25 protein-coding genes are annotated in these 25,161 nt (G+C 72.6%); 7 read left to right on the top strand and 18 right to left on the bottom strand.

The genetic code is table 11. From position 1 onward, the window contains the following. The first annotated feature begins 274 nt into the window (after positions 1-274). Genes FL583_RS26165 through FL583_RS26155 form a run of 3 tightly spaced genes read left to right on the top strand, consistent with a single transcriptional unit; the run spans position 275 to position 3,842 of the window. Positions 275-1,243 carry a phosphate/phosphite/phosphonate ABC transporter substrate-binding protein gene (locus FL583_RS26165; RefSeq protein ID WP_142707476.1) on the top strand — a complete coding sequence of 323 codons (969 nt, stop codon included), beginning with the start codon at positions 275-277 and terminating at the stop codon, positions 1,241-1,243. 14 nt (positions 1,244-1,257) lie between these two features. After that, positions 1,258-2,118, top strand: coding sequence for a phosphonate ABC transporter ATP-binding protein (phnC, locus tag FL583_RS26160; RefSeq protein WP_142707475.1), 861 nt, complete (start codon positions 1,258-1,260; stop codon positions 2,116-2,118). Continuing rightward, positions 2,115-3,842, top strand: coding sequence for a PhnE/PtxC family ABC transporter permease (locus tag FL583_RS26155; protein ID WP_205752471.1), 1,728 nt, complete (start codon positions 2,115-2,117; stop codon positions 3,840-3,842). The genes phnC and FL583_RS26155 overlap by 4 nt, the downstream gene beginning before the upstream one ends. Before the next feature lie 3 nt (positions 3,843-3,845). On the opposite strand, the gene FL583_RS26150 is transcribed toward FL583_RS26155, so the two are convergent. The 8 genes from FL583_RS26150 to phnG are packed head-to-tail and all read right to left on the bottom strand — an operon-like array spanning position 3,846 to position 9,951. After that, positions 3,846-5,036 (bottom strand): alpha-D-ribose 1-methylphosphonate 5-triphosphate diphosphatase, encoded by a 1,191-nt coding sequence (locus tag FL583_RS26150; protein WP_142707474.1) that lies wholly within the window; start codon positions 5,034-5,036, stop codon positions 3,846-3,848. Further along, complete coding sequence (locus FL583_RS26145; protein WP_142707473.1) at positions 5,033-5,659, bottom strand: DUF1045 domain-containing protein; 627 nt, start codon at positions 5,657-5,659, stop codon at positions 5,033-5,035. Before FL583_RS26145 ends, FL583_RS26150 begins: the two co-directional genes overlap by 4 nt. Then, positions 5,656-6,333, bottom strand: coding sequence for a phosphonate C-P lyase system protein PhnL (phnL, locus tag FL583_RS26140; RefSeq protein ID WP_142707472.1), 678 nt, complete (start codon positions 6,331-6,333; stop codon positions 5,656-5,658). The genes FL583_RS26145 and phnL overlap by 4 nt, the downstream gene beginning before the upstream one ends. After that, complete coding sequence (phnK, locus tag FL583_RS26135; protein ID WP_142707471.1) at positions 6,330-7,082, bottom strand: phosphonate C-P lyase system protein PhnK; 753 nt, start codon at positions 7,080-7,082, stop codon at positions 6,330-6,332. Before phnK ends, phnL begins: the two co-directional genes overlap by 4 nt. Next, positions 7,079-7,897 (bottom strand): alpha-D-ribose 1-methylphosphonate 5-phosphate C-P-lyase PhnJ, encoded by an 819-nt coding sequence (locus FL583_RS26130; RefSeq protein ID WP_142707470.1) that lies wholly within the window; start codon positions 7,895-7,897, stop codon positions 7,079-7,081. The genes phnK and FL583_RS26130 overlap by 4 nt, the downstream gene beginning before the upstream one ends. Continuing rightward, positions 7,890-8,948 (bottom strand): carbon-phosphorus lyase complex subunit, encoded by a 1,059-nt coding sequence (locus tag FL583_RS26125; protein ID WP_142707469.1) that lies wholly within the window; start codon positions 8,946-8,948, stop codon positions 7,890-7,892. Before FL583_RS26125 ends, FL583_RS26130 begins: the two co-directional genes overlap by 8 nt. Beyond that, the gene (gene phnH, locus FL583_RS26120) at positions 8,948-9,517 is read right to left on the bottom strand and encodes a phosphonate C-P lyase system protein PhnH (RefSeq protein ID WP_142707468.1); all 570 of its coding nucleotides are present in this window, start codon (positions 9,515-9,517) and stop codon (positions 8,948-8,950) included. The genes FL583_RS26125 and phnH overlap by 1 nt, the downstream gene beginning before the upstream one ends. Continuing rightward, entirely contained in the window at positions 9,514-9,951 is a 438-nt protein-coding gene (gene phnG, locus FL583_RS26115) for a phosphonate C-P lyase system protein PhnG (protein ID WP_142707467.1), read from the bottom strand. The genes phnH and phnG overlap by 4 nt, the downstream gene beginning before the upstream one ends. Positions 9,952-10,047: 96 nt before the next feature. On the opposite strand from phnG, the gene phnF reads away from it, so the two are divergent. Next, the gene (gene phnF, locus FL583_RS26110) at positions 10,048-10,785 is read left to right on the top strand and encodes a phosphonate metabolism transcriptional regulator PhnF (protein ID WP_205752470.1); all 738 of its coding nucleotides are present in this window, start codon (positions 10,048-10,050) and stop codon (positions 10,783-10,785) included. 5 nt (positions 10,786-10,790) lie between these two features. Here the strand turns inward: phnF and FL583_RS26105 are convergent, their stop codons facing one another. Both FL583_RS26105 and FL583_RS26100 read right to left on the bottom strand, forming a co-directional pair. Further along, positions 10,791-11,441, bottom strand: a complete 651-nt coding sequence (locus FL583_RS26105) for a phosphonatase-like hydrolase (protein ID WP_142707466.1) — start codon at positions 11,439-11,441, stop codon at positions 10,791-10,793. Further along, a complete protein-coding gene (locus FL583_RS26100; protein WP_142707465.1) occupies positions 11,441-12,190 on the bottom strand; it encodes a GntR family transcriptional regulator in 750 nt (249 codons plus the stop codon). The genes FL583_RS26105 and FL583_RS26100 overlap by 1 nt, the downstream gene beginning before the upstream one ends. A 119-nt stretch (positions 12,191-12,309) precedes the next feature. Between FL583_RS26100 and FL583_RS26095 the strand changes: the two genes are divergently transcribed. From FL583_RS26095 to FL583_RS26085, 3 genes are all read left to right on the top strand, one after another. Next, complete coding sequence (locus FL583_RS26095; RefSeq protein ID WP_142707464.1) at positions 12,310-13,413, top strand: TIGR03364 family FAD-dependent oxidoreductase; 1,104 nt, start codon at positions 12,310-12,312, stop codon at positions 13,411-13,413. 3 nt (positions 13,414-13,416) lie between these two features. Next, positions 13,417-14,514: an endonuclease/exonuclease/phosphatase family protein gene (locus tag FL583_RS26090; protein WP_142707463.1), complete on the top strand. Its 1,098-nt coding sequence runs from the start codon at positions 13,417-13,419 to the stop codon at positions 14,512-14,514. Between the two features lie 96 nt (positions 14,515-14,610). Further along, entirely contained in the window at positions 14,611-15,618 is a 1,008-nt protein-coding gene (locus FL583_RS26085; RefSeq protein ID WP_142707462.1) for a hypothetical protein, read from the top strand. Here the strand turns inward: FL583_RS26085 and FL583_RS26080 are convergent. The 8 genes from FL583_RS26080 to FL583_RS26045 all read right to left on the bottom strand — a co-directional run bounded on the left by FL583_RS26080 (position 15,567) and on the right by FL583_RS26045 (position 25,024). Next, positions 15,567-17,006 (bottom strand): aldehyde dehydrogenase (NADP(+)), encoded by a 1,440-nt coding sequence (locus FL583_RS26080; RefSeq protein WP_205752469.1) that lies wholly within the window; start codon positions 17,004-17,006, stop codon positions 15,567-15,569. The genes FL583_RS26085 and FL583_RS26080 overlap by 52 nt on opposite strands. Next, complete coding sequence (locus FL583_RS26075) at positions 17,003-18,157, bottom strand: fumarylacetoacetate hydrolase family protein (protein ID WP_142707461.1); 1,155 nt, start codon at positions 18,155-18,157, stop codon at positions 17,003-17,005. Before FL583_RS26075 ends, FL583_RS26080 begins: the two co-directional genes overlap by 4 nt. A gap of 23 nt (positions 18,158-18,180) precedes the next feature. Next, positions 18,181-18,651 carry a MaoC family dehydratase gene (locus tag FL583_RS26070; RefSeq protein WP_142707460.1) on the bottom strand — a complete coding sequence of 157 codons (471 nt, stop codon included), beginning with the start codon at positions 18,649-18,651 and terminating at the stop codon, positions 18,181-18,183. Beyond that, complete coding sequence (locus tag FL583_RS26065; RefSeq protein ID WP_142707459.1) at positions 18,648-19,778, bottom strand: acyl-CoA dehydrogenase family protein; 1,131 nt, start codon at positions 19,776-19,778, stop codon at positions 18,648-18,650. The genes FL583_RS26070 and FL583_RS26065 overlap by 4 nt, the downstream gene beginning before the upstream one ends. Before the next feature lie 15 nt (positions 19,779-19,793). Then, positions 19,794-20,372, bottom strand: a complete 579-nt coding sequence (locus FL583_RS26060; RefSeq protein WP_142707458.1) for an SACE_7040 family transcriptional regulator — start codon at positions 20,370-20,372, stop codon at positions 19,794-19,796. Positions 20,373-20,388: 16 nt separating this feature from the next. After that, a complete protein-coding gene (gene fxlM, locus FL583_RS26055; protein WP_142707457.1) occupies positions 20,389-21,609 on the bottom strand; it encodes a methyltransferase, FxLD system in 1,221 nt (406 codons plus the stop codon). An 809-nt stretch (positions 21,610-22,418) separates the two neighbouring features. Continuing rightward, positions 22,419-23,291, bottom strand: a complete 873-nt coding sequence (locus FL583_RS26050; protein ID WP_170323871.1) for an arginase family protein — start codon at positions 23,289-23,291, stop codon at positions 22,419-22,421. Further along, on the bottom strand, positions 23,288-25,024 hold the full coding sequence (locus tag FL583_RS26045) for an alpha-amylase family glycosyl hydrolase (protein WP_420843199.1): 1,737 nt from the start codon (positions 25,022-25,024) through the stop codon (positions 23,288-23,290). Before FL583_RS26045 ends, FL583_RS26050 begins: the two co-directional genes overlap by 4 nt. Between the last annotated feature and the right edge of the window lie 137 nt (positions 25,025-25,161).

Below are 25,161 nucleotides of genomic sequence, written 5' to 3'. Positions count from 1 at the left end.
ATCGACGGAGGCGTTTCGGGCTCGTTTCGGCGCCATCCCGTCGCGCCCGGTTGCGCGTGACCCTCCCGTGACCTCGCCATAAGGCGGAATCCGCGGTTTGTCGAGTCCGTCGCTCTAGGTCAACTTGGGTTTGTCAGTGCGCCGCGCAACTGTAGGTCGGGTGTTCACCCGGCTTCCCTAGCTTGGCGATCGATATAGAGGCACACCCGTGCGGGCTCACCAGGAAAACCGTCCCGAATCGGTGTGCTTCCGATCACGAACCCGGAAGGTCCCCATGCGCCTCAATCGCATCAAGGCAGTCGCCGGCGCAGCCGCCGCGGCCCTGCTCGTCGTCACCGCCTTAGCCGGCTGCTCCTCCGACTCCGACGACAGCGGTTCGGGCGGCGGCGGCAAGTGGGCCAAGTCGTCCGGCACGCTCGTCTTCGGCACCGTGCCCGACAAGGCCGGCTCGGACTCGAACTGGAAGCCGCTCGAGGACTACATCGCCAAGAAGACCGGCTACAAGGTCGAGTTCTACCCGACCGCCGACTACACCGCGCTGATCGCCGCCGCGGTCGCGGGCAAGGTCGACGTGGCCGCGTTCTCCGGCCTCACCTACGTGCAGGCCACCAACAAGGGCGCCGAGCTGAACGTCGCCTCGTCGGTCATCGCGTCGAAGGGCCTGACCGACCCGGGCTACTACTCCGAGGCGATCGTCCCGGCCGGCTCGTCGATCACGACGCTGGCCGGCGCCAAGGGCAAGAAGGTCTGCTTCGTCGACCCGAACTCGACCTCGGGTTTCCTGTTCGGCCTGCTGGCCCTGCAGAAGGCCGGCCTGAACGTGAAGTCGAGCGGCCAGGACGCCAGCGGCGCCCCCAAGTTCGACGACTTCACCGCGACGTTCGCGGGCTCGCACGACAAGTCGGTCCAGGCCGTCGGGGCCAAGCAGTGCGACGTCGGCTTCGCCGAGGACTCCGAGGCCGAGCCGGCCGCCAAGAAGGGCACGCTCAAGGTCATCGGCAAGGAGTACGTGCCCGGCGGTCCGCTGGTGTACTCGAAGAACCTGCCGCAGGACGCCCAGGACAAGATCAAGCCGGTCCTGAGCAGCATCACGCTCGACCAGATCACCGCGGCCGGCGTCGACGCCACCGAGGCGTTCCAGGAGGGCTTCCAGGCGGCCAAGCCGGAGACCGACGACTACTACAAGTCGATCCGGGACATCTGCGAGCAGATCCCGGCCGCGAAGTGCGCGCCCACCAGCTGATCGGGACATAGGCCATGAGCGACACGACGACCTCCGGCATCATCTCCGTCTCCGGAGTCACGAAGAAATTCGGCGCCACGCAGGCGCTCAACGACGTGAACGTCCGGGTGGACCGGGGGGAGGTCGTCGTGCTGCTCGGGCTCTCCGGGTCCGGGAAGTCCACGCTGCTGCGTCACCTGAACGGCCTCGAGTTCCCCACGTCGGGCACCGTCGAGGTGCTCGGCGAGAACGTCCCGGCGCTCGGCCCGAAGGGCCTGCGGGCCCTGCGGGGCCGGGTCGGCATGATCTTCCAGCAGTTCGAGCTCGTTCCCTCGCTGACCGCGCTGGAGAACGTGCTCACCGGCGGGCTGGGCGCGCTGTCCGGCCCGCGGCTCGGGCTGTGGGCCTACCCCAGGGCCATGAAGGTGACCGCGCTGACCCACCTGGACCGGGTCGGGCTGCTGGACCGGGCGTACCACCGCGCCGACCAGCTCTCCGGCGGTCAGCAGCAGCGGGTCGCGATCGCCCGGGCGCTGATGCAGAGCCCGGAGATCCTGCTCGCCGACGAGCCGGTCGCCTCGCTCGACCCTGAGTCGAGCAACCAGGTGATGGCGCTGATCCGCGAGATCGCCGCCGACGACGGCCTCACCGTCGTCTGCAGCCTGCACCAGGTCGACATCGCGCTGGACTGGGGCGACCGGATCGTCGGCCTGCGCCACGGCGAGGTCGTGCTCGACACGCCGGCCACCGGGCTGTCGAAGGCCGAGGTCATGGAGATCTACGGCCGGGTCACGACGTCGACCGCGGAGTTCGCGGCGATCGAGGCCGAGCTGGCCGCGGTCCGGGTCACGACCGCCGACGCCGAGCAGCCGTCCGATCTGGACGACGCACGGTGACGACCACGCTGGCGGCCCCGCCGGAGAACGACGACGTCGCCGCGCGGGCCCCGCGGCGGCCGGTGCAGATCGAGAAGATCTCCGGGCTGGTCGTCGTCCTGGCGCTGCTGGTCTTCGCGGTCCACTCGCTGACCCGGCTGGACTTCACCTGGGACAACATCCTCTCGAGCCTCGACAACGCGGCCACGGTCTTCGAGAAGATGGACCCGATCAGCCTCCCCGCGTTCGGGGACCTGATGTACCTGATCGGGCTCACGGTCGGCATCGTGGTGCTCGGCACGCTGGTCGCGGCGATCATCTCGGTGCCGGTCGCCTGGATCTCGGCCGACAACACGACGCCGGCCGGGTGGCTGCGCTGGGTCGGCCGCACGATCAGCGTCCTGACCCGGGCGCTGCCGGACGTCGTGCTCGCGCTGGCCTTCTCGCTCACGTTCGCGCTGGGCAGTCCGCTCCCCGGCGTGTTCGCGATCGGGATCCACTCGATCGGCATGATCTCGAAGCTGTTCGCGGACGCGATCGAGCAGTCCGACAACGGGCCGCGGCTGGCGATCCGGGCGGCCGGCGGCTCGCGCGCCCAGGAGTTCTGGTCCGGGGTCTTCCCGCAGGTCCTGCCCTCGTGGATCGCGACCGTGCTGCACCGCTTCGACATCAACCTGCGCGGCTCGGCCATCCTCGGCTACGCCGGCGTCGGCGGCCTCGGCTACGCGATGCGGCTGGCCTTCCAGGACTTCCCGACCGGCTACGGCCGCGGCCTGGGCATCGCGATCGTCATCTTCGTCCTCTGCGTCGTGCTCGAGGTCGTCTCGTCGACGATCCGGCGCACGCTGCTCGGCGTCCAGCCGACCGGGCTGAGCCTCGGCGATCGGATCGTGCGCCGGGCCACGAAGGGACGTCCGGCGCGCGAGAAGACCGCCCCCGGTCCGGGGAAATCGACGGTCGACGAGATGATGCGACGCCCGTGGACGCGCGAGCGCGTGAGCAACCTGGCCTGGGTGCTGGCCGCGCTCGCCGTGATCGTCGGCAGCTGGTTCTGGTCGGACGTCAAGTTCGACGACATCGCCTGGAACCAGGTCGTCCCGACGTTGCAGAGCTTCTGGCCGCCCGACCTCGGCAGCCACAGCTTCGGCGAGTTCGGGCAGGCCCTGCTCGTGACCGTCGAGGTCGCGTTCGCGGCCGCGCTGCTCTCGCTGGTGTTCTCGCTGATCTTCGGGTCGCTGGCGGCCCGGAACGTGGCCCCCAACGGCCCGACCCGGAATGCGTTCCGGGTGGTGCTGGTGATCTTCCGGGGCGTCCCGGAACTGGTGCTGGCGATCTTCCTGATCATGGTCACCGGCCTCGGTAACCAGGCCGGGGCGATCGCGCTGGCGTTCGGTGGCATCGGCCTGCTCGGCAAGCTCATCGCCGACTCGTTCGAGGAGGTCCCGGCCGGCCCGGAGCGAGCGCTGACCGCCGCGGGCGCCACCCGGGCCCAGCGGTACGCGTCCGCCACCTGGACGCAGGGGCTGCCCGCGCTGATCAGCAACTCGCTCTACCTGGTCGATACGAACATCCGGGCGGCGACGATCCTCGGCATCGTCGGCGGGAGCGGCATCGGCTTCTACCTGACGAACGCGTCGACCGTGCAGGACCTGCACGGCCAGGTGACGACGCTCGTGCTGATGGTGCTGGTCAGCGTGCTCGCCCTCGAGGGCATCTCGACCTGGCTGCGGCGGGTCTTCCGGTAGTACTCAGCACACCCGGCGGCCCGCCCTCCACACCCCCCGCACCACGGGGAACGAGGAGCGCGGGCCGTTCGCGCTGTCGTGGGCGTGCACCCGCACCAGGTCGGCGCGCTGTCCGATCGCGATCTCGCCCCGGTCGTCGAGCCCGACCGCCCGGGCCGGGTTCGTGCTGACCAGCCGGGCGCCGGCCTCGATCGGCAACGTCCCCGCGGAGTGCAGGTGGAACACCGCCTGCAGCGGGCTGGACGGCACGTAGTCCGACGACAGGATGTCGAGCAGGCCCTCGGCCAGGATCTCGGCCGCCGACACGTTGCCCGACTGGGACCCGCCGAGCACCAGGTTCGGGGCGCCCATCACGGTCTGCTGGCCGCTCTCGACCGCGGCCCGGGCCGCCGCCACCGTGGTCGGGAACTCGGCGATCGTGCCGCCGATCGCGACCGACTCGGCCACGTGCTCGACGGTCGCGTCGTCGTGCGTCGCCAGCCGCAGCCCGCGCTCGCGGACCCGCTCGGCGATCGCCGCCCGGTGCTTGTCGGCGTACTCGGCCCCGACGCTCTGCAGGAACCGGACGTACTCGTCGAACTCGGCGTCCGACACCCGGCCCTTGCCGACCGTGTAGCGGCGGAACGCGTCGAGGCTGGCGAACTGGCGGGCGCCCGGGGTGTGGTCCATCAGCGACACCAGCAGTACCCGGGGGTCGCCGGCGAACGTGTCGAACACGTCGACGCAGTCCGGGGCCGGCACCTCGCAGCGCAGGTGCAGGTAGTGGTCGGCGCGCAGGATCCCGGCGTCCGCGCTGTGCGCGATGGCCGCGGCCATCCGCGGGGCCAGCGCCGGGGCCGCGTCCTGCAGGGCCGCGGTGTCGTAGTGGCGGGGGTCGGAGCCGACCCGCAGCGCGTCCAGCACGGTCGTGACGCCGGACGAGGTCAGCTGGGCGTCGTGGGCCAGCACCGCGGGCACCGCGTCCCACTCGGTGCCGGGGCGGGGCTTGACGTGGTACTCGAGGTGGTCGGTGTGCACCTCGACCAGGCCCGGCAACAGGTAGTCGCCGTCCAGGTCCTCGCCGGCCGAGCCGGCCGAGCCGGTGGTCCCGCCGGTGTCGAGGTCGACGATGACGCCGTCGCGAACGACGACGCTGCCGGTGAGGACGGAGTCGGGAAGGACGAGGGTCGCGTTACGGAGGACGGTCTCGGTCACAGGGTCCCCTTGAAGGCGTGCGTGGAGGAGATCTCGAAGGGTTGCCCGGGAGCGGGCTCGATGCACAGCGCCAACGACCCGATGACGAGGTCGTGGCCGATCATCGCGTCGAAGTGAGAGCGCAGGTCCTGCTCGACCGGTGCCCAGCGGTCGACGGGCAGGCGGTCGGTCAGCGTGAGGTGGAACAGGAAGCGGTCGAGGACGTACGGATAGCCGTAGGTGTGCAAGAGATGCCGCTCGCGGTCGTCCAGCCGCTCGGGCCGGCGCCGGGCGATCTCGGCTTCGGTGAGGGGCGCCCGCAGGTCGTCGAACTCCACGACGACGTCGGCGGCGAGCGTCTGAAGGGCCGGTTGCGGGTGGCTCGGGATCAGCGCGAAGAAGCCGTCGAGGCACGCCAGCCTCAGGGCCGGCACGGTGACCGGCTCCTGCTGGGCCGCGAACGCCGCCAGCCGGGCGTCCAGATCGGTGGCCGTTCGACCGGAGGCCAACCGGAACGGGGCCTTCACCGTGGCGTGGAACCCGTACCGGCGGGCGTCGACGGAGATCGGCCGCACCTCCGGACGTCCGAACCAGGTGGCCGCCTCGGGCCGGTCGGGGACGACGTAGATCGCGTAGCGGGTCACGGCGCGAAGCCGCTCACGTCGACGACCCGGTCGGCCAGCGCCTCGCGGACCTCGGGGTCGTGGAAGATGGCCAGCATCCCGACCCCGGCCGCGAGCTGCTCGCGCAGCAGCCCGACGACGATCGCGCGGTTGGCGACGTCCAGCGACGCGGTCGGCTCGTCGAGCAGCAGCAGGGGCAGGCCGGCGATCAGGCCGCGGGCGATGTTGACGCGCTGCTGCTCGCCGCCGGAGAACGTCGCCGGGGGCAGCGCCCAGAGCCGCTCGGGGATGTCGAGGCGACGAAGCAGCGCGGCCGCCCGCTCCTCGGCGTCGCCGCGGTCGGTGCCCCGCTCGATCAGCGGCTCGGCCACCACCGGCAGCGCGCCGACGCGCGGCACGCAGCGCAGGAACTGGCTCACGTACCCGACGGTCCCCCGGCGGGCGGCCAGCACCTCCCGCGGCGACGCGGTGGCGATGTCGAGGCCGCCGACCGAGATCCGCCCGGCGTCGGTCAGATAGTTGCCGTAGATCATCTTCAGGATCGAGCTCTTGCCGACGCCCGACGGGCCGCCGAGCACGACGCACTCCCCCGGCGCGACCGACAGCGACAGCCCGCGCAGGACCGGCAGCCGGGAGCCTCCGTGCAGGTGCATGGTGAACGTCTTCGAGACGTCCTCGACGGTGAGGAGCGTCATCGCAGCACCGACGCGACGAGCAGCTGGGCGTAACCGGACTGGGGGTCGTCGAGGACCCGGTCGGTGAGGCCGGATTCGATCACGGCACCGTCCTTCATCACGAGAGTGCGGTCGGAGACGAGCCGGGCCACCCCCAGATCGTGGGTCACGATCACCAGGGACAGCCCCAGCTCGCGCACCAGCGAGCGGATCAGGTCGAGCAGCCGGGCCTGCACCGAGACGTCGAGCCCGCTGGTCGGCTCGTCCATGAACACCAGCCGGGGCGAGACGACGAGGTTGCGGGCGATCTGCAGCCGCTGACGCATCCCGCCGGAGAACGTCGTCGGCGGGTCGTCGATGCGGTCGACCGGGATCTCGACCCGGGCCAGCCACTCGGCCGCGGCCGCCCGGATCTCGCCGTAGTGGCGCCAGCCGTTGGCCATCAGCGGCTCGCCGATGTTGCCTCCGGCGCTGACGTGCATGCGCAGCCCGTCGGCCGGGTTCTGGTGGACGAACCCCCACTCGCTGCGCCAGAGCTTGCGCAGCCGGCTCTCCGGCAACTCGGCGATCGACCGGTCGCCGTAGTGGACCGACCCTTCGGTCAGGTCGAGACGTCCGGCCAGCGCGGACAGCAGCGTCGACTTGCCGGAACCGGACTCGCCGACGACGGCGAGCACCTCACCGGGCCAGAGCTCGAAGCTGACGTCCCGGCAGCCGAACCGCTTCCCGTAGGCGTGGCCGACACCGTCGGCGCGGAGCAGCGGGGTCACGACCGGCTCCGTTCGCAGTGGTCGGTGTCCGAGCAGACGTACATCGCGGTCCCGTCGTCGTCGGTGATCACCTCGTCGAGGTAGACGCCCTCGGAGCCGCAGAGCGCGCACGGCTGCTCGAAGCGCTGCGGCTCGAACGGGTGGTCGGTGAAGCCGAGGCTCTCGACCTTCGTGTACGGCGGCACCGCGTAGAGGCGCTTCTCCCGTCCGGCGCCGAACAGCTGCAGGGCCGGGTTGAGGTGCATCTTCGGGTTGTCGAAGCTCGGGATCGGCGACGGCGCCATCAGGTACCGGTCGTTGACCAGCACCGGGTAGTCGTAGGTCGTCGCGATGTGCCCGAACCGGGCGATGTCCTCGTAGAGCTTGACGTACATCGAGCCGTACTCCTCCAGCGCGTGCAGCCGCCGGGTCTCGGTCTCCCGGGGTTCGAGGAAGCGCAGCGGCTCCGGCAGCGGCACCTGGTAGACGAGGATCTGACCCTCGGCCAGCGGCGTCTCCGGGATGCGGTGCCGGGTCTGGATGACGGTCGCGTCCTCGGTGCGGGTGGTCGTCGACGCGCCGGTCATCCGGGCGAAGAAGGCCCGGATCGAGACCGCGTTCGTCGTGTCGTCGGCGCCCTGGTCGATGACCTTGAGCGTGTCGTCGTCGCCGAGGACGCTCGCGGTCACCTGGACGCCCCCGGTGCCCCAGCCGCGGGGCATCGGCACCTCGCGGGACGCGAACGGCACCTGGAACCCGGGGATCGCGACGGCCTTGAGCAGGCCCCGGCGGATGCTGCGTTTGGTCTGTTCGTCGAGGTAGCCGTGGTTATACATCGGCTTCGGCTTCCTTGCGGAGGCGACGGACCAGGCCGAGCTCGGCCTGGAAGTCGACGTAGTGGGGCAGCTTGAGGTGCTCGACGAACCCGGCCGCCTGGACGTTGTCGGCGTGGCTGACGACGAACTCCTCGTCCTGGGCCGGGCTGCCCGTGCGTTCGCCGAGCTCCTCCGCGCGCAGCGCCCGGTCGACGATCGACATCGACATCGCCTTGCGCTCGGCCCGTCCGAAGACCAGGCCGTAGCCGCGGGTGAACTGGGCCGGCGCCTCGGCGCTGCCGACGAACTGGTTGACCATCTGGCACTCGGTCAGCTCGATCCGGCCCAGCGGGACCGGGAACCCGAGCTCCGGGGCCTCGAACTCGACCTCGACCTCGCCGGCCCGGATCTCCCCGGCGAACGGGTGGGTGGTGCCGAAGCCGCGCTGGGTGGAGTAGGCCAGGCCGAGCAGGAAACCCTCGTCGCCGCGGGCCAGCGCCTGCAGGCGCTCGGGGCGGCTCAGCGGGAACACGGTGGGGTCGCGGGTGAGGTCGCCGGGTTCGGGGTCGTCCGGGTGGCCGCCGTCGGATTCCAGCAGGGACTGGGCGCCGAGCAGCTCGGTGATCCGGGGCATCGTGGTGTCGTCGTCGGGCTTCCGTCTGGGCTCGGCCGGCGGCGCCTCGGTGAACAGGCGGTGGGTGTAGTCGAACGTCGCCCCGAGCTGCTGGCCGCCGGGCAGGTCCTTGAACGTGGCCGAGATCCGCCGCTCGGGCGGGAGCCCGGCCGTGTCGACCGGCTCGGTCGCGCCGAAACGCGGCAGCGTCGTGCGGTACGAGCGCACCAGCGTGACGGCCTCGAGCACGTCACCCTGGGCCTGGACGACGGCCCGGGCGGCGAGCTCCGGGTCGTACAGCGACCCCTCGGCCATCACCCGCGACACGAGCACGCCGAGCTGGCCGGCGACCTGCCGGGCGTCGATCTCGGGCAGCGTCGTGTCGCCCCGGCCGCGCTGGGCGAGCAACGCGTGCGCGTTGGCGATCGCCTCCTCGCCGCCTTTCACCGCGACGTACATCAGGAGACTCCTTCGAGCGTGGTGGTGCGCGGCAGCCCGCGGACGCGGTCGCCCTCGACCAGCAACAGGTCGACGCCGAGCGGGAACCGTTCGGTGTTCTGCCGCCAGAACTCGCCGAACGCGGCCGGGGCGACGAGGCCGGCCTCGCCGTCGATGCCGGGCCCGGTGGCGCGGTACTCCCGGCCGTTCCGGCCGGTCGTTTCCAGAACGATCGTGGCCGACGTGTGCGGCTGCTCGGGCGTCCCGGCGGCCAGGGCGGTCAGCGGGGGCAGCGCGTCGAAGCCGGTCGCGAACACGAACGCGGCCTCGGCCGGGCCGGACAGCACCGGCGCTCCGGTGTGGAACGCGAACCAGGCCGCGACCGCGCCGTCGGCGGCCAGGACCGGGTCGATCCAGACCGGGGTGTCGTCGTCGCAGAGGGTCAGGCCGACCGCGGCGGCGGCCCGGCCCAGCGGGGCCGGAGGCCGGTCCGGGCCGGTGATCGGGAACGGACGGGTCGGATGGGCCAGCGCGTCGAGGACGGCCCGGAACGCGCGCTGGGCGTCGCGGGTCGGATCGGTGAAGCTCATTCGTGCTCCCGGGCGACCGTGAAGAAGTCGACGACGGTAGCCCGTGATCGTTCCCGGACGTCGAGGTCGCGGGCTTTCTGGGCGGCTTCGAGCGGTTCGATGACCCCGGTCAGGATCTGATGGTGCTGAGCCGGGTCCTGCAGGACCGCGTCGAACAGCGCCCCGTAGCGGGCGTGGTCGAGGTCGCTGCCGAGCACGTAGGACGAGCCGGTGAAGCCGGCCACCCGGACGGTCGCCCTGGTCACGGTCGCCTCGCCGAGGTTGAAGCGGTCGCCGCCGCCGCCGATCCGCCCGCGCACCATGACCAGCCCGGCCTCCGGGCCGCGGATCCACTCGGCGTCCGGGGCCGGGCCGCAGCGCTCCCAGGCCTCGGCCAGCTCGGTCGTGGCCGCCCCGGCCAGCGCCCGCATCCATCGGCGCCTGTCGGTCTCCATCGCGCCTCCAAGTTGTCTAGTACGTTAGACAACTTAGCCGGGCGACCCGGAGCGCGGCGAGCCCTTTAAGGTGAACATCCGGTGAGGGGAGGGTCGGTGAACGCGGTGACAGCGAACGAGGGGCCCAGCGGCTATGCCGCCTGGCGGCTCATCGCCGAGGAGCTGCGCGTCGACGTCACCGACGGCCGGATCCCGGTCGGCGGGAGGCTCCCGAGCGAGGCCGAGCTGGCCGAGCGGTTCGCGGTCAACCGGCACACGGTCCGCCGGGCGGTGGCCGCGCTGGCGGCCGAGGGGCTGGTCGAGGCCCGCCGGGGCAGCGGCACGTTCGTGGCCCCGCACACGCTGGTCACGCACCGGATCGGCACCCGCACCCGGATGACCGACTCGCTCGGCCCGCGCTCCGGCGACGCGTCGGCCCGGCTGCTGGAGACCGCGATCGAGGTCCCGCCCCCGGACGTGGCCGCGGTGCTGGGTGAGCAGGTGGTGCGGCTGGAGGTCGTCCGGTCGCTGTCCGGGCGTCCGATCTCGCGGGGCACCCACTGGTTCGGCCTCGGCCGGGCGCCCGACCTGGCCGCGCACTTCCGGCGCACCGGCTCGATCACCCGGTCGCTGGAGGCCGGCGGCATCGACGACTACGTCCGGGTCTCGACGACGATCAGCGCCCGGCACGCCACCGCGGACGAGCTGAGCGATCTCGAGCTCTCACCCGGCGCGGTGGTGCTGGTGGCCCGGGCTCTCGACGCGCTGCCCGGCGGGGAACCGCTGTCGGTCGGCTACACGCGCTTCCCGGCTCACCTGGTCGAGCTGGACGTCGAGCACGTGCCCACCGCGTAACGGGATCACGCGACCAGCCCCGGCACCTCGGCCACCGACGGCAGCAGGTGGGTGTGCCGCTCGGCGCCGAGCTCGGCGACCGTCCCGGCCCCCGACAGCACCCCGACGACGAACCCGGCCCCGGCGTTCCGCCCCGACCGCAGGTCGCGCGGGGTGTCACCGGCGACGAGAACCCGGGACACGTCGGTCACGCCCAGCGTCTCCATGGCCCGGAAGATCATGTACGGCGCCGGCCGCCCGGCCGGCACGTCGCTCCCGCACACGACGACGTCCACGACCGAGTCGTCCCAGCCCAGCGCGGGCAGCAGCGAGCCGACGATCTCCCGGTCGAACCCGGTCGACAGCGCGACCCGGACCCCGGCGGCCCGGAGCGCGGCCAGTGCGTCCGGCACCCCGGGCAGCGGCTTCGGCGGGAACTCGGCGTAGGCCGCGGCGAGCCGGGCCCGGAAGTCGGCCACGACGAGCTCCAGCTTCTCGTCGCCGGGGGCGAGGTTCAGCAGCGCCCCCAGCGCCTCGTGCTTGGCCGCCCCGTGCCACTGGTCGACGTCCGCCGGGCCGCCGTGCGCGACCGAGGTCTCGCTGAGGATCCGGTAGACGTGCTGGCCTTCGTCGATCGTGGTGCCGGCCATGTCGAAGACGGCGAGATCGATCTTCATCACTGCGCTCCCGCGGGAAGTGGCGTCCGGCTCAGCGCCGGAGCGGACTGCTGGGCGTTCTCGATGGTGAACGTGACGAGGTCGGGCCGGTAGCGGTCGTCGGAGTACTCGAGCGGCTCGCCGTCGGGCCCGCAGGCCCGCCGGCGTTCCCGGAGCAGCGGCGCGCCCGGGGCGACGTCCAGAAGGGAGACGTCGGTCTCGTCGGCGGCGACCGCGTCGAACACGTGGCGGGCGACCGTGAGGTCGACTCCGCAGCGGGTCAGGTGGTCGTAGATCGAGCCGGAGTCGGGGTCGAAGTCGAACAGCAGACGGCCGACCGGCAGGACGAACGTCGTCCGCTCGACCAGGACCGGACGCCCGTCGAGCAGACGCTGGCGCAGGACCTGCACGACCGGCTCGCCCTCGTCGAGGCCGAGCGCGTCGGCCGCGTCGCGGCCGACCGGCCGCCGGGCGACCTCGAGCGTGTGCTGGCCGGGCTCCCGGCCGATCTGCCGGGCCCAGCGGGAGAACGAGAGGAAGTCCTCGAACGGCTGCGCGACCTGGGTCGCGCGCACGACCGGCGGCCGGCCCCGGCCGCCGCCGATCAGACCCTCGGCCCGCAGCGCGCCGAGCGCCTGCCGGACCGTCCCCCGGGACGCGCTCCACTCGACGCCGAGCTGCGCCTCCGACGGCAGGGGGTCGCCGACGCCCAGTTCGCCGGTGGAGATCCGGCGGCGCAGGTCGTCGGCGATCGTCTGGTGCAGGGCCATGCAGTTGACTATACAACTCGTGCTAATAACGACCGAGAAGATGAATTGCCCGCTCTGAAAGGGCGAACTTCGCGACAACCTGTCTGGACATCCCCGGGAGCCATGGCACGCTGAGCGCCATGACTGCGGATGTCGTCATCGTCGGAGCCGGGATCGTGGGCCTCGCCCATGCCGTGGAGGCGGTCCGCCGCGGCCTGTCCACCGTGGTCGTCGACCGGGACGACTTCGCGTCCGGCGCATCCGTGCGCAACTTCGGGCACGGCTGCGTCACCGGGCAGGCCGGGCCGGCCCTGGAGTACGGGCTGATCGCCCGCGAGCGCTGGCTCGACCTCGGTGCCAAAGCCGGGTTCGACGTCTCGACCGCGGGCACCGTGGTCGCCGCCCGAGCCGACGACGAGCTGGCCGTGCTGGCCGAGTTCCAGGAGCGCAGCGCGCAACCGGTCGAGCTGCTCGACCGCCAGACCGTGCTCGAGCGGGTCCCGCTGAACCCGCGCACGGTGCTCGGCGGGGCCTGGTTACCGCTCGACGTGCGCGTCGACCCCCGCACCGCGATCCCGGCCATCGCCTCCTGGCTGGCCGAGCAGGGCGTCGACTTCCGGTGGGCGACGAACGTGCTCGGCGTCGAGACCGGCACCGTCCACACCAGCCGAGGCCGGGTCGACGGGAGCGCGGTGGTGGTCGCCACCGGCCACGACACCGATCGGCTGTTCCCCGGGCTCACCGAGCCGATCGCGCTGCGCCGCTGCGTCCTGCACATGCTCCGGGTCGAGGCGCCGGGCGGCGTCCGGTTCGATCCGGCCGTGCTCACCGGCCTGTCGCTGCTGCGTTACGACGGCTTCGCCGCCTGCCCGTCGGCCGCGTCGATCCGCGCCCGCTTCGCGGCCGAGCGTCCCGATCTGTTGGACGCCCAGGTGAACCTGATGTTCACCCAGCGACCCACCGGCGAGCTGACGATCGGCGACACGCATTCCTACGGGCGGACGCCGGAGCCCTTCCGCCCCGAGGAGTACGACGAGTTGCTGCTGCACGAGACGGCCGCGCTGCTCGGGGTGCCGTCGCTGCGGGTGCGCGAGCGCTGGGCCGGGGTGTACGCGAGCTCCCCGATGCAGAACTTCCTGATCGAGGCGCCGGCCCCGGGCGTCCGGGTGGTCGCGGTGACGACCGGGATCGGGATGACCACCGCGCTCGGCCTGGCGCCGAGCGTCCTGGCCGGGCTGTACTGACTCGTGCGGATCGCGACCTTCAACGTCGAAAATCTGTTCAACCGGGCCCGGGCGCTCGACTCCCGCAACTGGGCCGCCGGGCGGCCGGCGCTGGAGGCCCACCAGCGGGTGAACACGCTGTTCGAGGAGCCGTCGTACACCGACGAGGTCAAGCGGGAGATCCTGCGCGAGCTGAGCCGGCTGGGCCTGCGCAACGGCGACTCGGCCCGCCTCGCGCGACTGCGTCAGAACCGCGGGCGCCTGCTGCGCCGCTCCCGCGACGGCACGGTGACCGTCGTCGCGAACGGGCGCGCGGACTGGATCGGCTGGGTCGAGCTGACCACCGACCGCGTCGACGAGCTCGCGCTCACCCACACCGCGATGGTCCTCGAGGACGTCGGCGCCGACGTCGTCGGGGTGATCGAGACCGAGAACCGCTTCGCGCTCAAGCGCTTCGCCGACGCCGGCCTGGTCGAGGGCGGCCGTCCGCGGTACCCGCACGTCATGGTCGTCGACGGCAACGACGAGCGCGGTATCGACGTCGGGGTGCTGTCGAAGTTCCCGCTGGTGGCGCAGCGCAGCCATGTGGACGACGTGGATTCCGGCGGCCGGATCTTCAGCCGGGATTGCGCGGAGTACCACGTCCGCACCCCGGAAGGCGCGTTGGTCGTCGTCCTCGTCAATCACTTCAAGAGCAAGGGGTACGGCGGGAAGGTCGCCTCCGACGCGACCCGACGCAGGCAGGCGGTGCGGGTGGCCGAGATCTACCGGTCGCTGGAGACCGAGTACGTGGTCGTGCTCGGCGACCTCAACGACACCCCGGACAGCGAGCCACTGGCGCCGCTGCTGCGGGAGACCGACCTGCGCGACATCTCGGCCCACCGGGACTTCGACGACGGTGGCCGCCCGGGGACCTACGGCTACTGCACGGCCCGGAACAAGCTCGACTACGTGCTGTTGTCGCCGGCGCTGTTCGCCCGCGCGACCGGAGGCGGGATCCACCGGCGGGGCGTGTGGGGCGGCAAGCGCGGGACGCTCTGGCCGATCTATCCCACGATGACCGGCCCGGTGCACGCGGGTTCCGATCACGCCGCCGTCTGGGCCGACCTCGACCTGCCCTGACGGGCGATCCACAGTGCACTCGGGCGCCGCTACGGTGGCCGCGTGCAGCCCCTCCCGCATCCTCCCGCGTGGCCCTCTCCGGCTCGTGCGGATCGTGTGAGGCGGTCCGGCGGGGCCGCGGCGGCGGTCGGGGTGCTCGGGCTGCTGCTCGGCGCGGCGACGGGCGCGGTCATCACCGCGGTCCTCTACCTCGGCGAACCCCGCTTCTGGGTGAATGCTCCGGCCACGGTCGGTACCGCCGAGATGGACGCGCTGGCCGGCGGCGGCTTGATCGTGGGCCTGACGCTGCTCGGCCGCGGCCACGACGCCGGCCGCACGGCGACCCGGTGGCTGGCCGGTGCTGCGGTGCCGTGGGCGCTGCTGACGACCGTCTTCTCCGGCATCTTCGGGTTCGGTGACTTCTTCGGCTGGGCGATCCGCGGGCCGGCGTTGCTCGGTGCGGCTGCGGCCGGGGTGGCGACGCTCGCGCTTCCGCTCGCCGTGCTCCGGCTGGGGCCGCGACCATCGCGACGCCTGTCGGCCGGAGGTGTTGCGGTGGGGCGCGGCCCCGAGGCGCTCGTGGCGCGGGGTGGCCCGGGGGCTCTCGTGGCGCGGGGCGGCTCCGGGGCGCTCGCGGGCCGGGGGGCGGCTCCGGGGCGGTTCTGGACCGCGCTGGTCCTGGTGGCCGTGGCCGACGTCGCGCTGGTCGTCGTCTGGCCGCTGAGCACGTTCACGGTCGGCGAGGTCGACTGGGACTGGTCTGCCGGCGCTCTCACCGTCCTGCTGTCCGTCCACGGCGTACTGCTCACCGTGGCCGCCGTCGGAGCCGTCGGAGCCGGGGCCGGGGCCGGTCGGCGCCGCGGCGCGGTGACCGCCCGGGTGGCCGGTGCGGCCCTCCTTCTCGTCCTCCCGATCACCGCGTGGGGGACGCTGATGCTCGGCGCCGTCGCCGAACCGGACCCCGTCGCGGCCCTGTCGCCGACCGCGACGGCCGCGCTGGCCAACGCTCTCGCGCTCGGGTTCGCGGCCGGGATCGGGCTGGTCGTCACCGGCCTGGCCGGCCTGGCCGGGCCCTATCCGGTCGGGAGCAGTACTCCGTCGATGCGGCGGGGAATGCCGGTGTAGTCGTCGCGCAGCTCGTCCGGGAGGACCCGTTCGGGGGCGTTCTGCCAGGTGACGGGACGCAGGAAACGGCGGATCGCGGTCGGGCCGACCGAGGTGTGGACGGTGTTGGTGGACGGCCAGGGGCCGCCGTGGGTCTGCGCCCAGGCGACGAGCACCCCGGTCGGGTAGCCGTCGAAGAGCAGGCGACCGGCCCGGGGCTGGAGGACGGCCAGCAGCGGCGCCAGGTCGTCGGTCGGTTGCGAGTGGACGGTCGCGGTCAGCGAGCCGGGCAGCGTCGCGAGCACCCCGAGGAGCTCGTCCTCGGACGAGTACCGCACGACCACGGCCAGCGGGCCGAAGCACTCCTCGGCGAGCGCGGCGGTGAAGTCGCCCGCGTCGACGGTCAGCACCGCGGCGACGCCGACCGCGCCACCGGCGGCGACCCGCACGCCCGGTTCGGCGCGCAGGGCGGTGCCGATCGAGCGGTAGCCCTCGGCGACCCGGTCGTTGAGCAGCTCCCCCGCCGGGACGGCGTCCACCAAGGCCGAGACCTCGGCCAGCAGCGCATCGCCGGCCGGACCGCCGGGCAGGAAGACCAGGCCGGGCTTGGTGCAGAGCTGACCCAGCGAACCGGTGATCGACGTGGCCAGCCCGGACGCGATCTCCGACGCACGGGCGGCGGCCGCGGCCGGGGTGACCACCAGCGGGTTCAGGCTGGCCAACTCGCCGTAGAACGGGATCGGCTGCGGCCGGGACTCGATCAGCGCGCGCAGCGCCTGGCCACCGGCCAGCGACCCGGTGAACCCGACCGCGGTGATGTGCGGGTCGGTGACGAGCGCGGCCCCGGCCTCGCGCCCGAAGACGAGCCCGACCGTGCCGTCCGGGGCACCCGCGGATTTGGCCGCCGCCAGCAGCGCCTCGAACGCGAGCGCGGACGTCTCCGGATGTGACTCGTGCGCCTTCAGCACGACCGGGCACCCCGCCGCCAGCGCCGACGCGGTGTCTCCGCCCGGCACCGAGAACGCCAGCGGGAAGTTCGACGCCCCGAACACCGCGACCGGCCCGAGCGGCACGAGCATCCGGCGCAGGTCCGGGCCCGGCCCCATCGGGGTGTCGCCGGCGTGGTCGATCGTGGCCTCCAGATAGGAGCCCTCCTCGACGACGTCGGCGAAGAGCCGCAGCTGGTACGCGGTGCGGGTCACTTCGCCGTTCAGCCGGGCGTCGGCCAGGTGGGTCTCGCGGGACGCGACCGCGACCAGCGCCTCCCGGCGGGCCTCGATCTCGTCGGCGGCCGCGCGGAGCAGGCGGGCGCGCCCGGCCCGTCCCAGCGCGGCCAGCCCGGCGGTCGCGTCCGCGGCCGCCCGCGTCACGGTCCCGACGGACGCCGGGTCGGCGACTGAAGTGTTCACGAGGACTCCCGATTCCGCAGGGTGTGCATCAGGTCGGCGATCCCGAACGTCCAGGGCTCGCACTCGTCGGCCGGGCGGATCCGGTTGGTGAGGGTGCCCAGTTTCGGCGAGGACACGCTCACGATGTCGCCGGTCTCGTGCGTGAACCCGAGGCCGGGCGTGTGCCGGTCGGCGGTCGGGGCGAACATCGTGCCGAGGTACAGCACCGCGCCGTCGGGATAGGAGTGACCGGTGAAGAGCTGGGCGGCCAGCTCGGCCGGGTCCCGGCTGATCTCGGTCATCGACGACTCGCCGTCCAGGTGGTACCCGTCTTCGCCGTCGACGGTCAGCGTGACGACGGCGCGCCGGACGTCGTCCAGAGTGAAATCACCGTCGACGAGGCGGAGGAACGGGCCGAGGGCGGCCGACGCGTTGTTGTCCTTGGCCTGCGGGAGGAGCAGGGCGGAGCGTCCCTCGATGTCGCGGAGGTTGACGTCGTTGCCGAGCGTCGCGCCGACGATCCGGCCGGTGGACGCGACGGCGAGTACCACCTCGGGTTCGGGGTTGTTCCAGGTGGAGTCGCGGCGGACCCCGGCGTCGACCGCGGTGCCGACCGTGGCCAGCACCGGGGCCTTGGTGAAGATCTCCGCGTCGGGGCCGAGGCCGACCTCGAGGTACTGGCTCCAGAGGCCCCGGCCGACGAGCATCGCGCGCAGTCGCGCGGCCTCGGGCGAACCGGGTTGCGGCGTGGACGTGCCGATGAGCGCGTGAATGTCGGCGCGGGCCTGAGCGGCCGCGCCGGCGTCGCCGCGGACCCGCTCCTCGATCACCCGCTCGAGCATCGAGGCGGCGAACGTGACGCCGGCCGCCTTGACGACGTGCAGGTCGATCGGCGAGAGCAGGCGCGGGTGCTCGGGGTCGCGGCTCTCCGGCGGGGTGTTGGCGAGGACGTCGTCGAGCGTCCCGAGGGCTTCGCCCTCGGCCTTCCGCAGCTCAGCGGCCGGGTTCTCGGTCTCGGTCAACTCCCGGACGGTCGGAAAGGTCGAGGTGACGTCGACCAGCGAGCCGTCCCGGACGGCGACGACCGACGGGCCGAGCCCGGGCCGCCAGACGCGGCCGACGAGGGTCGCCGCGCCGGCGTCGACCGGAAGCGGGCTGGTCGGGGGCCACATGGCGGATACCTCCGGGAAACGGATCAGGGCGTCGGCCGCAGGTGGACCAGGGTCTTGCGGGTGGCGGTCGCGACCACGTCCCCGTGCTGGTTGCGGCCGGTGTGTACGAACGTGACGATCCCCTCGCCCGGACGGCTCTTCGACTCCCGCTTCTCGGTGACCACCGTCTCGGCGTACAGCGTGTCGCCGTGGAACAGCGGCTTCGGGAACGCTATCTCGCTGAAGCCCAGGTTCGCGACGATCGTGCCCTGGGTGAGCTGGGCCACCGACAGCCCGACCAGCGTCGACAGCGTGAACATCGAGTTGACCAGCCGCTGCCCGAACGCGGTGCCCTCGGCGAACGCCGCATCCAGGTGCAGCGCCTGGGTGTTCATCGTCAGCGTCGTGAACAGCACGTTGTCGGCCTCGGTGATCGTCCGGCCGGGGCGGTGCTCGTAGACGACGCCGGTCTCGAACTCCTCGAACCAGAGCCCGCGCTGGACCTCGCGCCTCACAGACCGACCTGCCGGGCGATGAGCATGAGCTGGACCTCCGTCGTGCCTTCGCCGATCTCCAGGACCTTGCTGTCCCGGTAGTGCCGGGCCACCGCGTACTCGTTCATGAACCCGTAGCCGCCGTGGATCTGGGTCGCGTCCCGAGCGTTGTCCATCGCGGCCTCGCTCGCCACCAGCTTGGCGATCGACGCCTCCTTCTTGAACGGCTTCCCGGCCAGCATCCGCGCCGCCGCGTCGTAGTAGGCGGTGCGCGCGGTGTGGGCCCGGGCCTCCATCCGGGCGATCGTGAACGCGATCGACTGGTGCCGCCCGATCGGCTGCCCGAACGCGACCCGCTCGGACGCGTACTTCACGCTCTCGTCGACGCAGCCCTGAGCCGCGCCGGTCGCCAGCGCGGCGATCGCGATCCGGCCCTCGTCGAGGATCCGCAGGAAGTTCGCGTACCCGCGGCCCCGCTCGCCCAGCAGGTTCTCGGCCGGCACCCGGACGTCGTCGAACGAGAGCGGGTGCGTGTCGGACGCGTGCCAGCCGACCTTGTCGTAGGCGGGTTCGGCGCGGAAACCGGGCGTGTCGGTCGGCACCAGGATCGTGGAGATCTCCTCCGGCCCGGTGCGAGCCGTCACGGTCACCAGCCGGGTGATCGAGGTCCCCGAGTTCGTGATGAACTGCTTCGAGCCGTTGATCACCCAGTGGTCGCCGTCGAGCACCGCGGTGGTGCGGGTGCCGGACGCGTCGCTCCCGGCCCCGGCCTCGGTGAGCCCGAACGCGGCCAGGGCCTGCCCGCTGGTCAGCGACGGCAGCCACTCCTTCTTCTGGGCCTCGTTCCCGAACCGGTACACCGGCATCGCGCCGAGCGACACCCCGGCCTCGAGCGTGATCGCGACGCTCTGGTCGACCTTGCCGAGCTCCTCCAGCGCCAGGCACAGCCCGAAGTAGTCGCCGCCCTGGCCGCCGTACTCCTCGGGGAACGGCAGGCCGAACAGCCCCATCGAGGCCATCCCGGCGACCACCTCGTAGGGGAACGTGTAGGCCGCGTCGTGCTGGGCCGAGACCGGCGCGACCACGTCCCGCGCGAACTCTCGGACGGTCAGCGCGAGGTCCCGGTAGTCGTTGGAAAGGAGGTCCATCGCTGCCCGCCTCAGTTAGTCGTCGTTAACTGAGTACAGGGTAGCGGCCAGCGCCATCGCGCGGAGCACGTCCCGGGCGCGCGGCCCGACCGCGCTGTAGGGCGTCGAGTTGAGCAGCCCGAACACCGCGTGCGCGGCCACCCGGGCGTCGTCCTCGGCCAGCGCCGGGCGGACCCCGCAGAGCACCGCCACCCAGAGCTCGACGTAGGTCCGCTGGGTCTGCCGGACCCGGTGCAGCGCGTCCGGCGGCAGGCTGGCCAGGTCGCGGTCGTGGATCCCGATCAGCTCCGGCTCGCTGAGGGCGAAGTCGAGGTGGAAGTCGACCAGCCCGCGCAGGGCCGCCTCCGGCGACCCGGCCGCGACGACGACGGCGTGACCGCCGCGCAGCAACCGGTCGCTGATGCCGACCAGCAGCTCCACCAGCAACGCTTCCTTGTTCGGGAAATGCCGGTAGACGGCCGGGCCGCTGATGCCGGCCGCCGCGCCCAGATCCTCCAGCCGGACGCCGGGAAAGCCGCGCTCGGCGATGAGCACCGCGCCGGCCCGGAGCAGCTGACGACGCCGGTCGGCCTTCTGCTCGCTCCGGACGCTCATGTTAAGAGAGGTTAACTCAACTCCAGGTGATCACGGTCCGGGAGTGACGCCGATCGAGCCGGTAACCGGCCGGGAGTTCGGCGTCCGGGGTGCCGGCCGGGTACACCGCGATCCGGGCCGGCGAACCCGGACGGCGCGTCCCGGCCCAGACCCGGTGGGCCTGCGCGAACTCGGCCGCGACGTCGGCGGCGTCGGGGCCGTGGGCGGTCACCCGCACCTCCGCGCCGCCGTCGAACCGCCGCCACGACCGGTAGGCGAGCGTGCCGCCCCGGGTGATCGCCGGCGTCCGGCCGCCGGGCCAGGCCGGGTTCACCAGGCCCCGGTCGACCGCTGCCGCCCCGGCCGTCAGCAGGCCGAACCCCGGCAGCATCGTGGCCAGCCAGAGGTCGAGGTGCTCGGTGAACGGCTCCTGGTTCGCCACCCGCAGCCCGGTCCCGACCTCGGCCCGCGACCCGGCCAGCGCCGAGCGCAGCGCCTCGCCGTCGGCCCGCTGGCCGTCGTCGAGCCGGAGTTCGACGCCCTCGGCCAGCGGTACGCGCTGCTCGCGGTGTTCCCCCGCGCCCTGCATGGGGACGAATCCGCAGAGCTCGTACCCGGAACTGACCAGCACCCCCTCGACGTCGGTGAACGCGACCGAGCGGGTGAGCCCGCACATCCGCAGCGGAACCACCAGGCGCCCGCCGGGGCGCAGTTGGCCGACCCAGGCCGGCGGGACGTCGGCGGCCTCGACCGTCACGACGATCCGGTCGAACAACGCGCGGTCGGGCGCACCGAACTCGCCGTCGGCGAACCGGACCTCGACGTCCTCGTACCCGGCCGAGCGCAGCCGCTCGAGCGCCCCGGTGGCGACGTCGGGGTCGACGTCGAGGGTCGTGACCTGCCCGGACGGGCCGACGAGCTCGCGCAGCAGCGCCGCGTTGTACCCGCCGCTGCCGATCTCCAGCACGCGGTGCCCGGGCCGGACCGCGAGCTGGGTCACCATCATCGCGACGATCGTCGGCGCGGACACCGAGCTGATCGCCAGGCCGGCCGGATCCCGTTTCGTGACGATCGCCGCGTGCGCGTCGTAGGCGTCCTCCGGTGCCGCGCCGCGGGTGAAGTGCGCCCGCGAAACGAGCAGCATCGCGTCGAGCACGGCCGGATCGAGCGCGATCCCGGTGTCGGCGCCCCAGGTCTCGAGCTGCCCCACCATCGTGCGGCGCAGCGCGGCCTCGATGTGCGCGCCGGACGTCGCCATATGACCAGTGTGGACCGTCGCGCGGTCCGCGCGCAGCCCTAGATGATTGATTCCTGACGGCGCCCGCCGGCGTTCTGCGACGCGCAATTGCTGACCGCCGCAACAGCGCAGGCCCTGCTCCGGGTCACCTCCGAACGTCGCTGGCTGCGCCTGGTCACCGGCCGACTGCCCGCCGCGGGTGGCCTGCCAGCCCGGATGCTGCGTGAACTGGCCCCGACACCACGTTCCGGCACGACGACCTGTGGCTGGCCGGCTCCACCTCGGTCGGCTGCGACGCCTCCCGGGACACCGCGGAACGCACCGATTCGGGCGGCCACGACCACTACGGCTACTACGCGTCACACTCGCGATGGTTCTGGGGCCTGCGCCCGCCTCTGGTCTGCACCCCGATCACCTGGGCGTTGGCCGGCGGGAAAACCGACGAACCCGACGTGTTGCTCCACTTCTTCGACACCGACCCCGCCTACCGGCCCGGGCAGACCATTCCCGCTGACAAGGGCTACCAGCGCTGCGAGTTCGAACACCAATTGACCGACAAAGACGCCCGGCTGCTGATCCCGCAACCGCAAACCACGACCCGGCGAGCACCCGCTCAAACCGTTCCGGCACGTCATCGAATCGGTCTACCAGACCCTCAAAGACCAACTCGACATCGAAGTACACGACACGCGGACCATCACCGGAGTCTGGGTCCGTGTCACCCAACGCCTCCTCGCGCTGACCGCCGCGATCAGGCACCACGACCACACCAGCCAACCGCCCACCCGAACACTGATCGCCTGCGACCACTGAACATCGCAATCAACCATTTAGGGCTGCAGGAGGCGCGCGGCGGAGGCTACGTACTCGACGATGCGGGGGGCGGCGCGGCCGGCGTCGAGGTCGGGGTTGTAGATGCAGACGCTCAGGCCGCCGCAGCCGCCGAGGCGGAGCAGCGACTCGGTGAGCGTCTCGAGCTGCGCCCAGGACAGGCCCCCGGGCTGCGGGTAGTCGACGGCCGGAAGGGCGTCGGTGCTGAGCACGTCGAGGTCGACATGGAGCCACCAGTGCCGGGTGCGGGTGATCAGCGTTTCGGCGGCCTCCACCGCGGCCTCGATACCGCCGGGGGACGCCAGGCGGCGGCCGTCGATCGTGCCGACCTGGTCGGCGATGCTGGGCTGGCCCGCTTCGGCGAGTTCGGCCGCGTCGCGCGGGCCGAGTTGGAGCAGGTCGGACGCCCGCAGGCACGGCACCATCGACTCCAGGCTCTCGGGCGGCGCCGCCCAGCCGAGCGCGAGCGCGATCTCGCTGTCGGCGGCCTCGCCGGTCGGCGAGCGGTGCGGGTCCCACGCGTCCTCGTGCCCGTCGACGAACACCAGGCCGGCGCCGTAACCGCGGGACTCGGCCGCGGCCAGCCCACCCAGCAGCACCGGGCAGTCGCCGCCGAGCACGACCGGCACCCGGTCGCCCGCCCAGGCGTCGAGCACGCGGTCTTCCACCGTGCCCACCATCGCGCCGAGCGCCGCCTCCGCGGCGAGCCCGCTCGGCCCCCGGGCCGGGTCGGCCCGCCGGAGGGTCAACTCGGACACCCGCGACTCGGGCAGCGCGGCCAGCAGGCCGGCGTCCAGCAGCGCCCCGGGAGCCCGGGCCACCCCGTCGCGCGCCCCGGACGAGTTGAACCCCACCGGAATCAAATCGATCACGCCGTGCCTCCAGCGGTCTCGGCCAGGTCGAACCAGAAGAAGCCGTGGCCGGAGAGCGTCACCGGGTACTCGTCGGCGCCGATCAGCGCGAACCGGGTGTGGCCGCTCATCTCGATCGGCTGCCGGCCGGCGAACTCCTCCAAGCTAAGCGCCGCCGCCTGGGCGTACTGCGAGAAGTTGGCCAGACAGAGCACGGCCGACGTCCGGGTGCGACGCAGGTACGCCAGCACGGCCGCGTTGTGGCTGGCCACCGGCTCGAACGCGCCGATCGTCAGCGCCTCGCTCTTGCGCCGGGTCTGCACCAGCCCGCGCACGGTCTTGAGCACCGACCGCCGCTCGACCCGCTGCGACTCGACGTTCACGACCGCCGGCGCGTACGCCGGGCTCACGACCAGCGGGCTGGCCAGGTTGTCGGGTTCGGCGGTGGAGAACCCGGCCCCGCGGTCGGCCGTCCACTGCATCGGCGTCCGGATCGCCGCGCAGTCGGGCAGCGCGAGGTTCTCCCCCATGCCGATCTCGTCGCCGTAGTACAGCACCGGCGAGCCGGGCAGCGAGAGCAGCAGCGCCATGCACAGCTCGAGCTGGCTGCGGTCGCCGTCGAGCAGCGGCGCCAGGCGCCGCCGGATGCCGGAGTCGGTCAGCATGCGCGGCGACGGCGCGTACATGTTCCGCAGATACGCCCGGTCGTTCTCGCCGACGTTCTCCAGCGACAGCTCGTCGCCGTTGCGCAGGAAGCTGGCCCATTGGCAGTCGTCGCGGATCCGCGTCGTCTCCGACAGCACCTCGGACACCGGGTAGTGCGTCTCCTGACGCATCCCGAGGAAGATCCGCGGCATCAGCGACGTGTAGAGCACGACACCGCACTCAGGACGCTCGGCGCTGCCGAAGTACTCCGACGCCCCGGACGGCCACCGGTCGGCCCAGCCCAGCAGCAGCCGGCCGGTGTAGTGCTCGTCGACCTCGCGGCGCAGCCGGTGCAGGTACGTGTGGGTCTCGTCGAGCCCCTCGCCGCCGACGCCGACCCGCTCGTACAGGTACGGGGCGGTGACCAGCCGGAACCCGTCCACCCCGCGGTCGAGCCAGTACCGCAGGACGTCGATCATCGCCTGCTGGACGTCGTCGGAATCGAAGTTGAGGTCGGGTTCGCAGACGCCGAACCGGTGCCAGTAGTACTGACCGCGGACGCGGTCGAGGGTCCAGTGGTCGTCACCGTCGGCCGAGGGCTCCGAGGCCTCCTGCCAGACGTAGAAATCGCCGTAGCGACCCGTAGGATCGCGCCGGGACTCCTGGAACCAGCGGTGCTGCCTGCTGGTGTGGTTCAGGACGAGGTCGAGCATGACGCGGATGCCCCGCCGGTGCGCGGCGGTGACGAAGTCGAGGAACTCGTCGAGCGTGCCGAGGTCGGGGTGGACGCGGTGGAAGTCGCTGGTGTCGTGGCCGTCGTCCTCGAGCGGCGAGTCGTAGATCGGGGTCAGCACCAGCGTGCCGACGCCGAGCCACTGCAGGTAGTCGAGGCGCTCGGTGAGGCCGGCGAAGTCGCCGATGCCGTCGCCGTTGCCGTCGGCGAAGCTGCGGACGCGGATCTCGTAGAAGATCGTCCGGCGGTGCCAGTCCGGGTCCGGGGGCAGTTCGGCCGCGGCCGGCCCGGCGGTCGCGCCCGGTTCCGACGCGTGCCGCCCGGCCAGCCGCTGGCCGGCGGCGTGGGAGACCCGCTGGTCGGGGTCGTTGCGCAGGCGGGTCAGCAGGTCCTCGGCGATCGTCTGCCGGTCGGGCTGCTCGGAGCCGATCCAGTGGCCGAGCTCGTCGACGGCGAGCAGCCGGGCGGCCGGCCACTGGTGCTTGACCAGCGAGGCGATCTCCGGCGGCAGCG

The organism is Cryptosporangium phraense (genome assembly GCF_006912135.1).
Lineage (GTDB): Bacteria > Actinomycetota > Actinomycetes > Mycobacteriales > Cryptosporangiaceae > Cryptosporangium > Cryptosporangium phraense.
This window is presented reverse-complemented; position numbering and strand designations above follow the sequence as displayed.

What these genes read in the sequence shown, in the direction of transcription:
- fxlM (WP_142707457.1), bottom strand. Translation starts at nt 21,609, where the DNA reads ATGGCGACGTCCGGCGCGCACATCGAGGCCGCGCTGCGCCGCACGATG.
- FL583_RS26100 (WP_142707465.1), bottom strand. Translation starts at nt 12,190, where the DNA reads ATGGCCCTGCACCAGACGATCGCCGACGACCTGCGCCGCCGGATCTCC.
- FL583_RS26075 (WP_142707461.1), bottom strand. Translation starts at nt 18,157, where the DNA reads ATGTGGCCCCCGACCAGCCCGCTTCCGGTCGACGCCGGCGCGGCGACC.
- phnG (WP_142707467.1), bottom strand. Translation starts at nt 9,951, where the DNA reads ATGGAGACCGACAGGCGCCGATGGATGCGGGCGCTGGCCGGGGCGGCC.
- phnC (WP_142707475.1), top strand. Translation starts at nt 1,258, where the DNA reads ATGAGCGACACGACGACCTCCGGCATCATCTCCGTCTCCGGAGTCACG.
- FL583_RS26130 (WP_142707470.1), bottom strand. Translation starts at nt 7,897, where the DNA reads ATGTATAACCACGGCTACCTCGACGAACAGACCAAACGCAGCATCCGC.
- phnH (WP_142707468.1), bottom strand. Translation starts at nt 9,517, where the DNA reads ATGAGCTTCACCGATCCGACCCGCGACGCCCAGCGCGCGTTCCGGGCC.
- FL583_RS26105 (WP_142707466.1), bottom strand. Translation starts at nt 11,441, where the DNA reads ATGAAGATCGATCTCGCCGTCTTCGACATGGCCGGCACCACGATCGAC.
- FL583_RS26165 (WP_142707476.1), top strand. Translation starts at nt 275, where the DNA reads ATGCGCCTCAATCGCATCAAGGCAGTCGCCGGCGCAGCCGCCGCGGCC.
- FL583_RS26065 (WP_142707459.1), bottom strand. Translation starts at nt 19,778, where the DNA reads ATGGACCTCCTTTCCAACGACTACCGGGACCTCGCGCTGACCGTCCGA.
- FL583_RS26060 (WP_142707458.1), bottom strand. Translation starts at nt 20,372, where the DNA reads ATGAGCGTCCGGAGCGAGCAGAAGGCCGACCGGCGTCGTCAGCTGCTC.
- phnL (WP_142707472.1), bottom strand. Translation starts at nt 6,333, where the DNA reads ATGACGCTCCTCACCGTCGAGGACGTCTCGAAGACGTTCACCATGCAC.
- FL583_RS26125 (WP_142707469.1), bottom strand. Translation starts at nt 8,948, where the DNA reads ATGTACGTCGCGGTGAAAGGCGGCGAGGAGGCGATCGCCAACGCGCAC.
- FL583_RS26095 (WP_142707464.1), top strand. Translation starts at nt 12,310, where the DNA reads ATGACTGCGGATGTCGTCATCGTCGGAGCCGGGATCGTGGGCCTCGCC.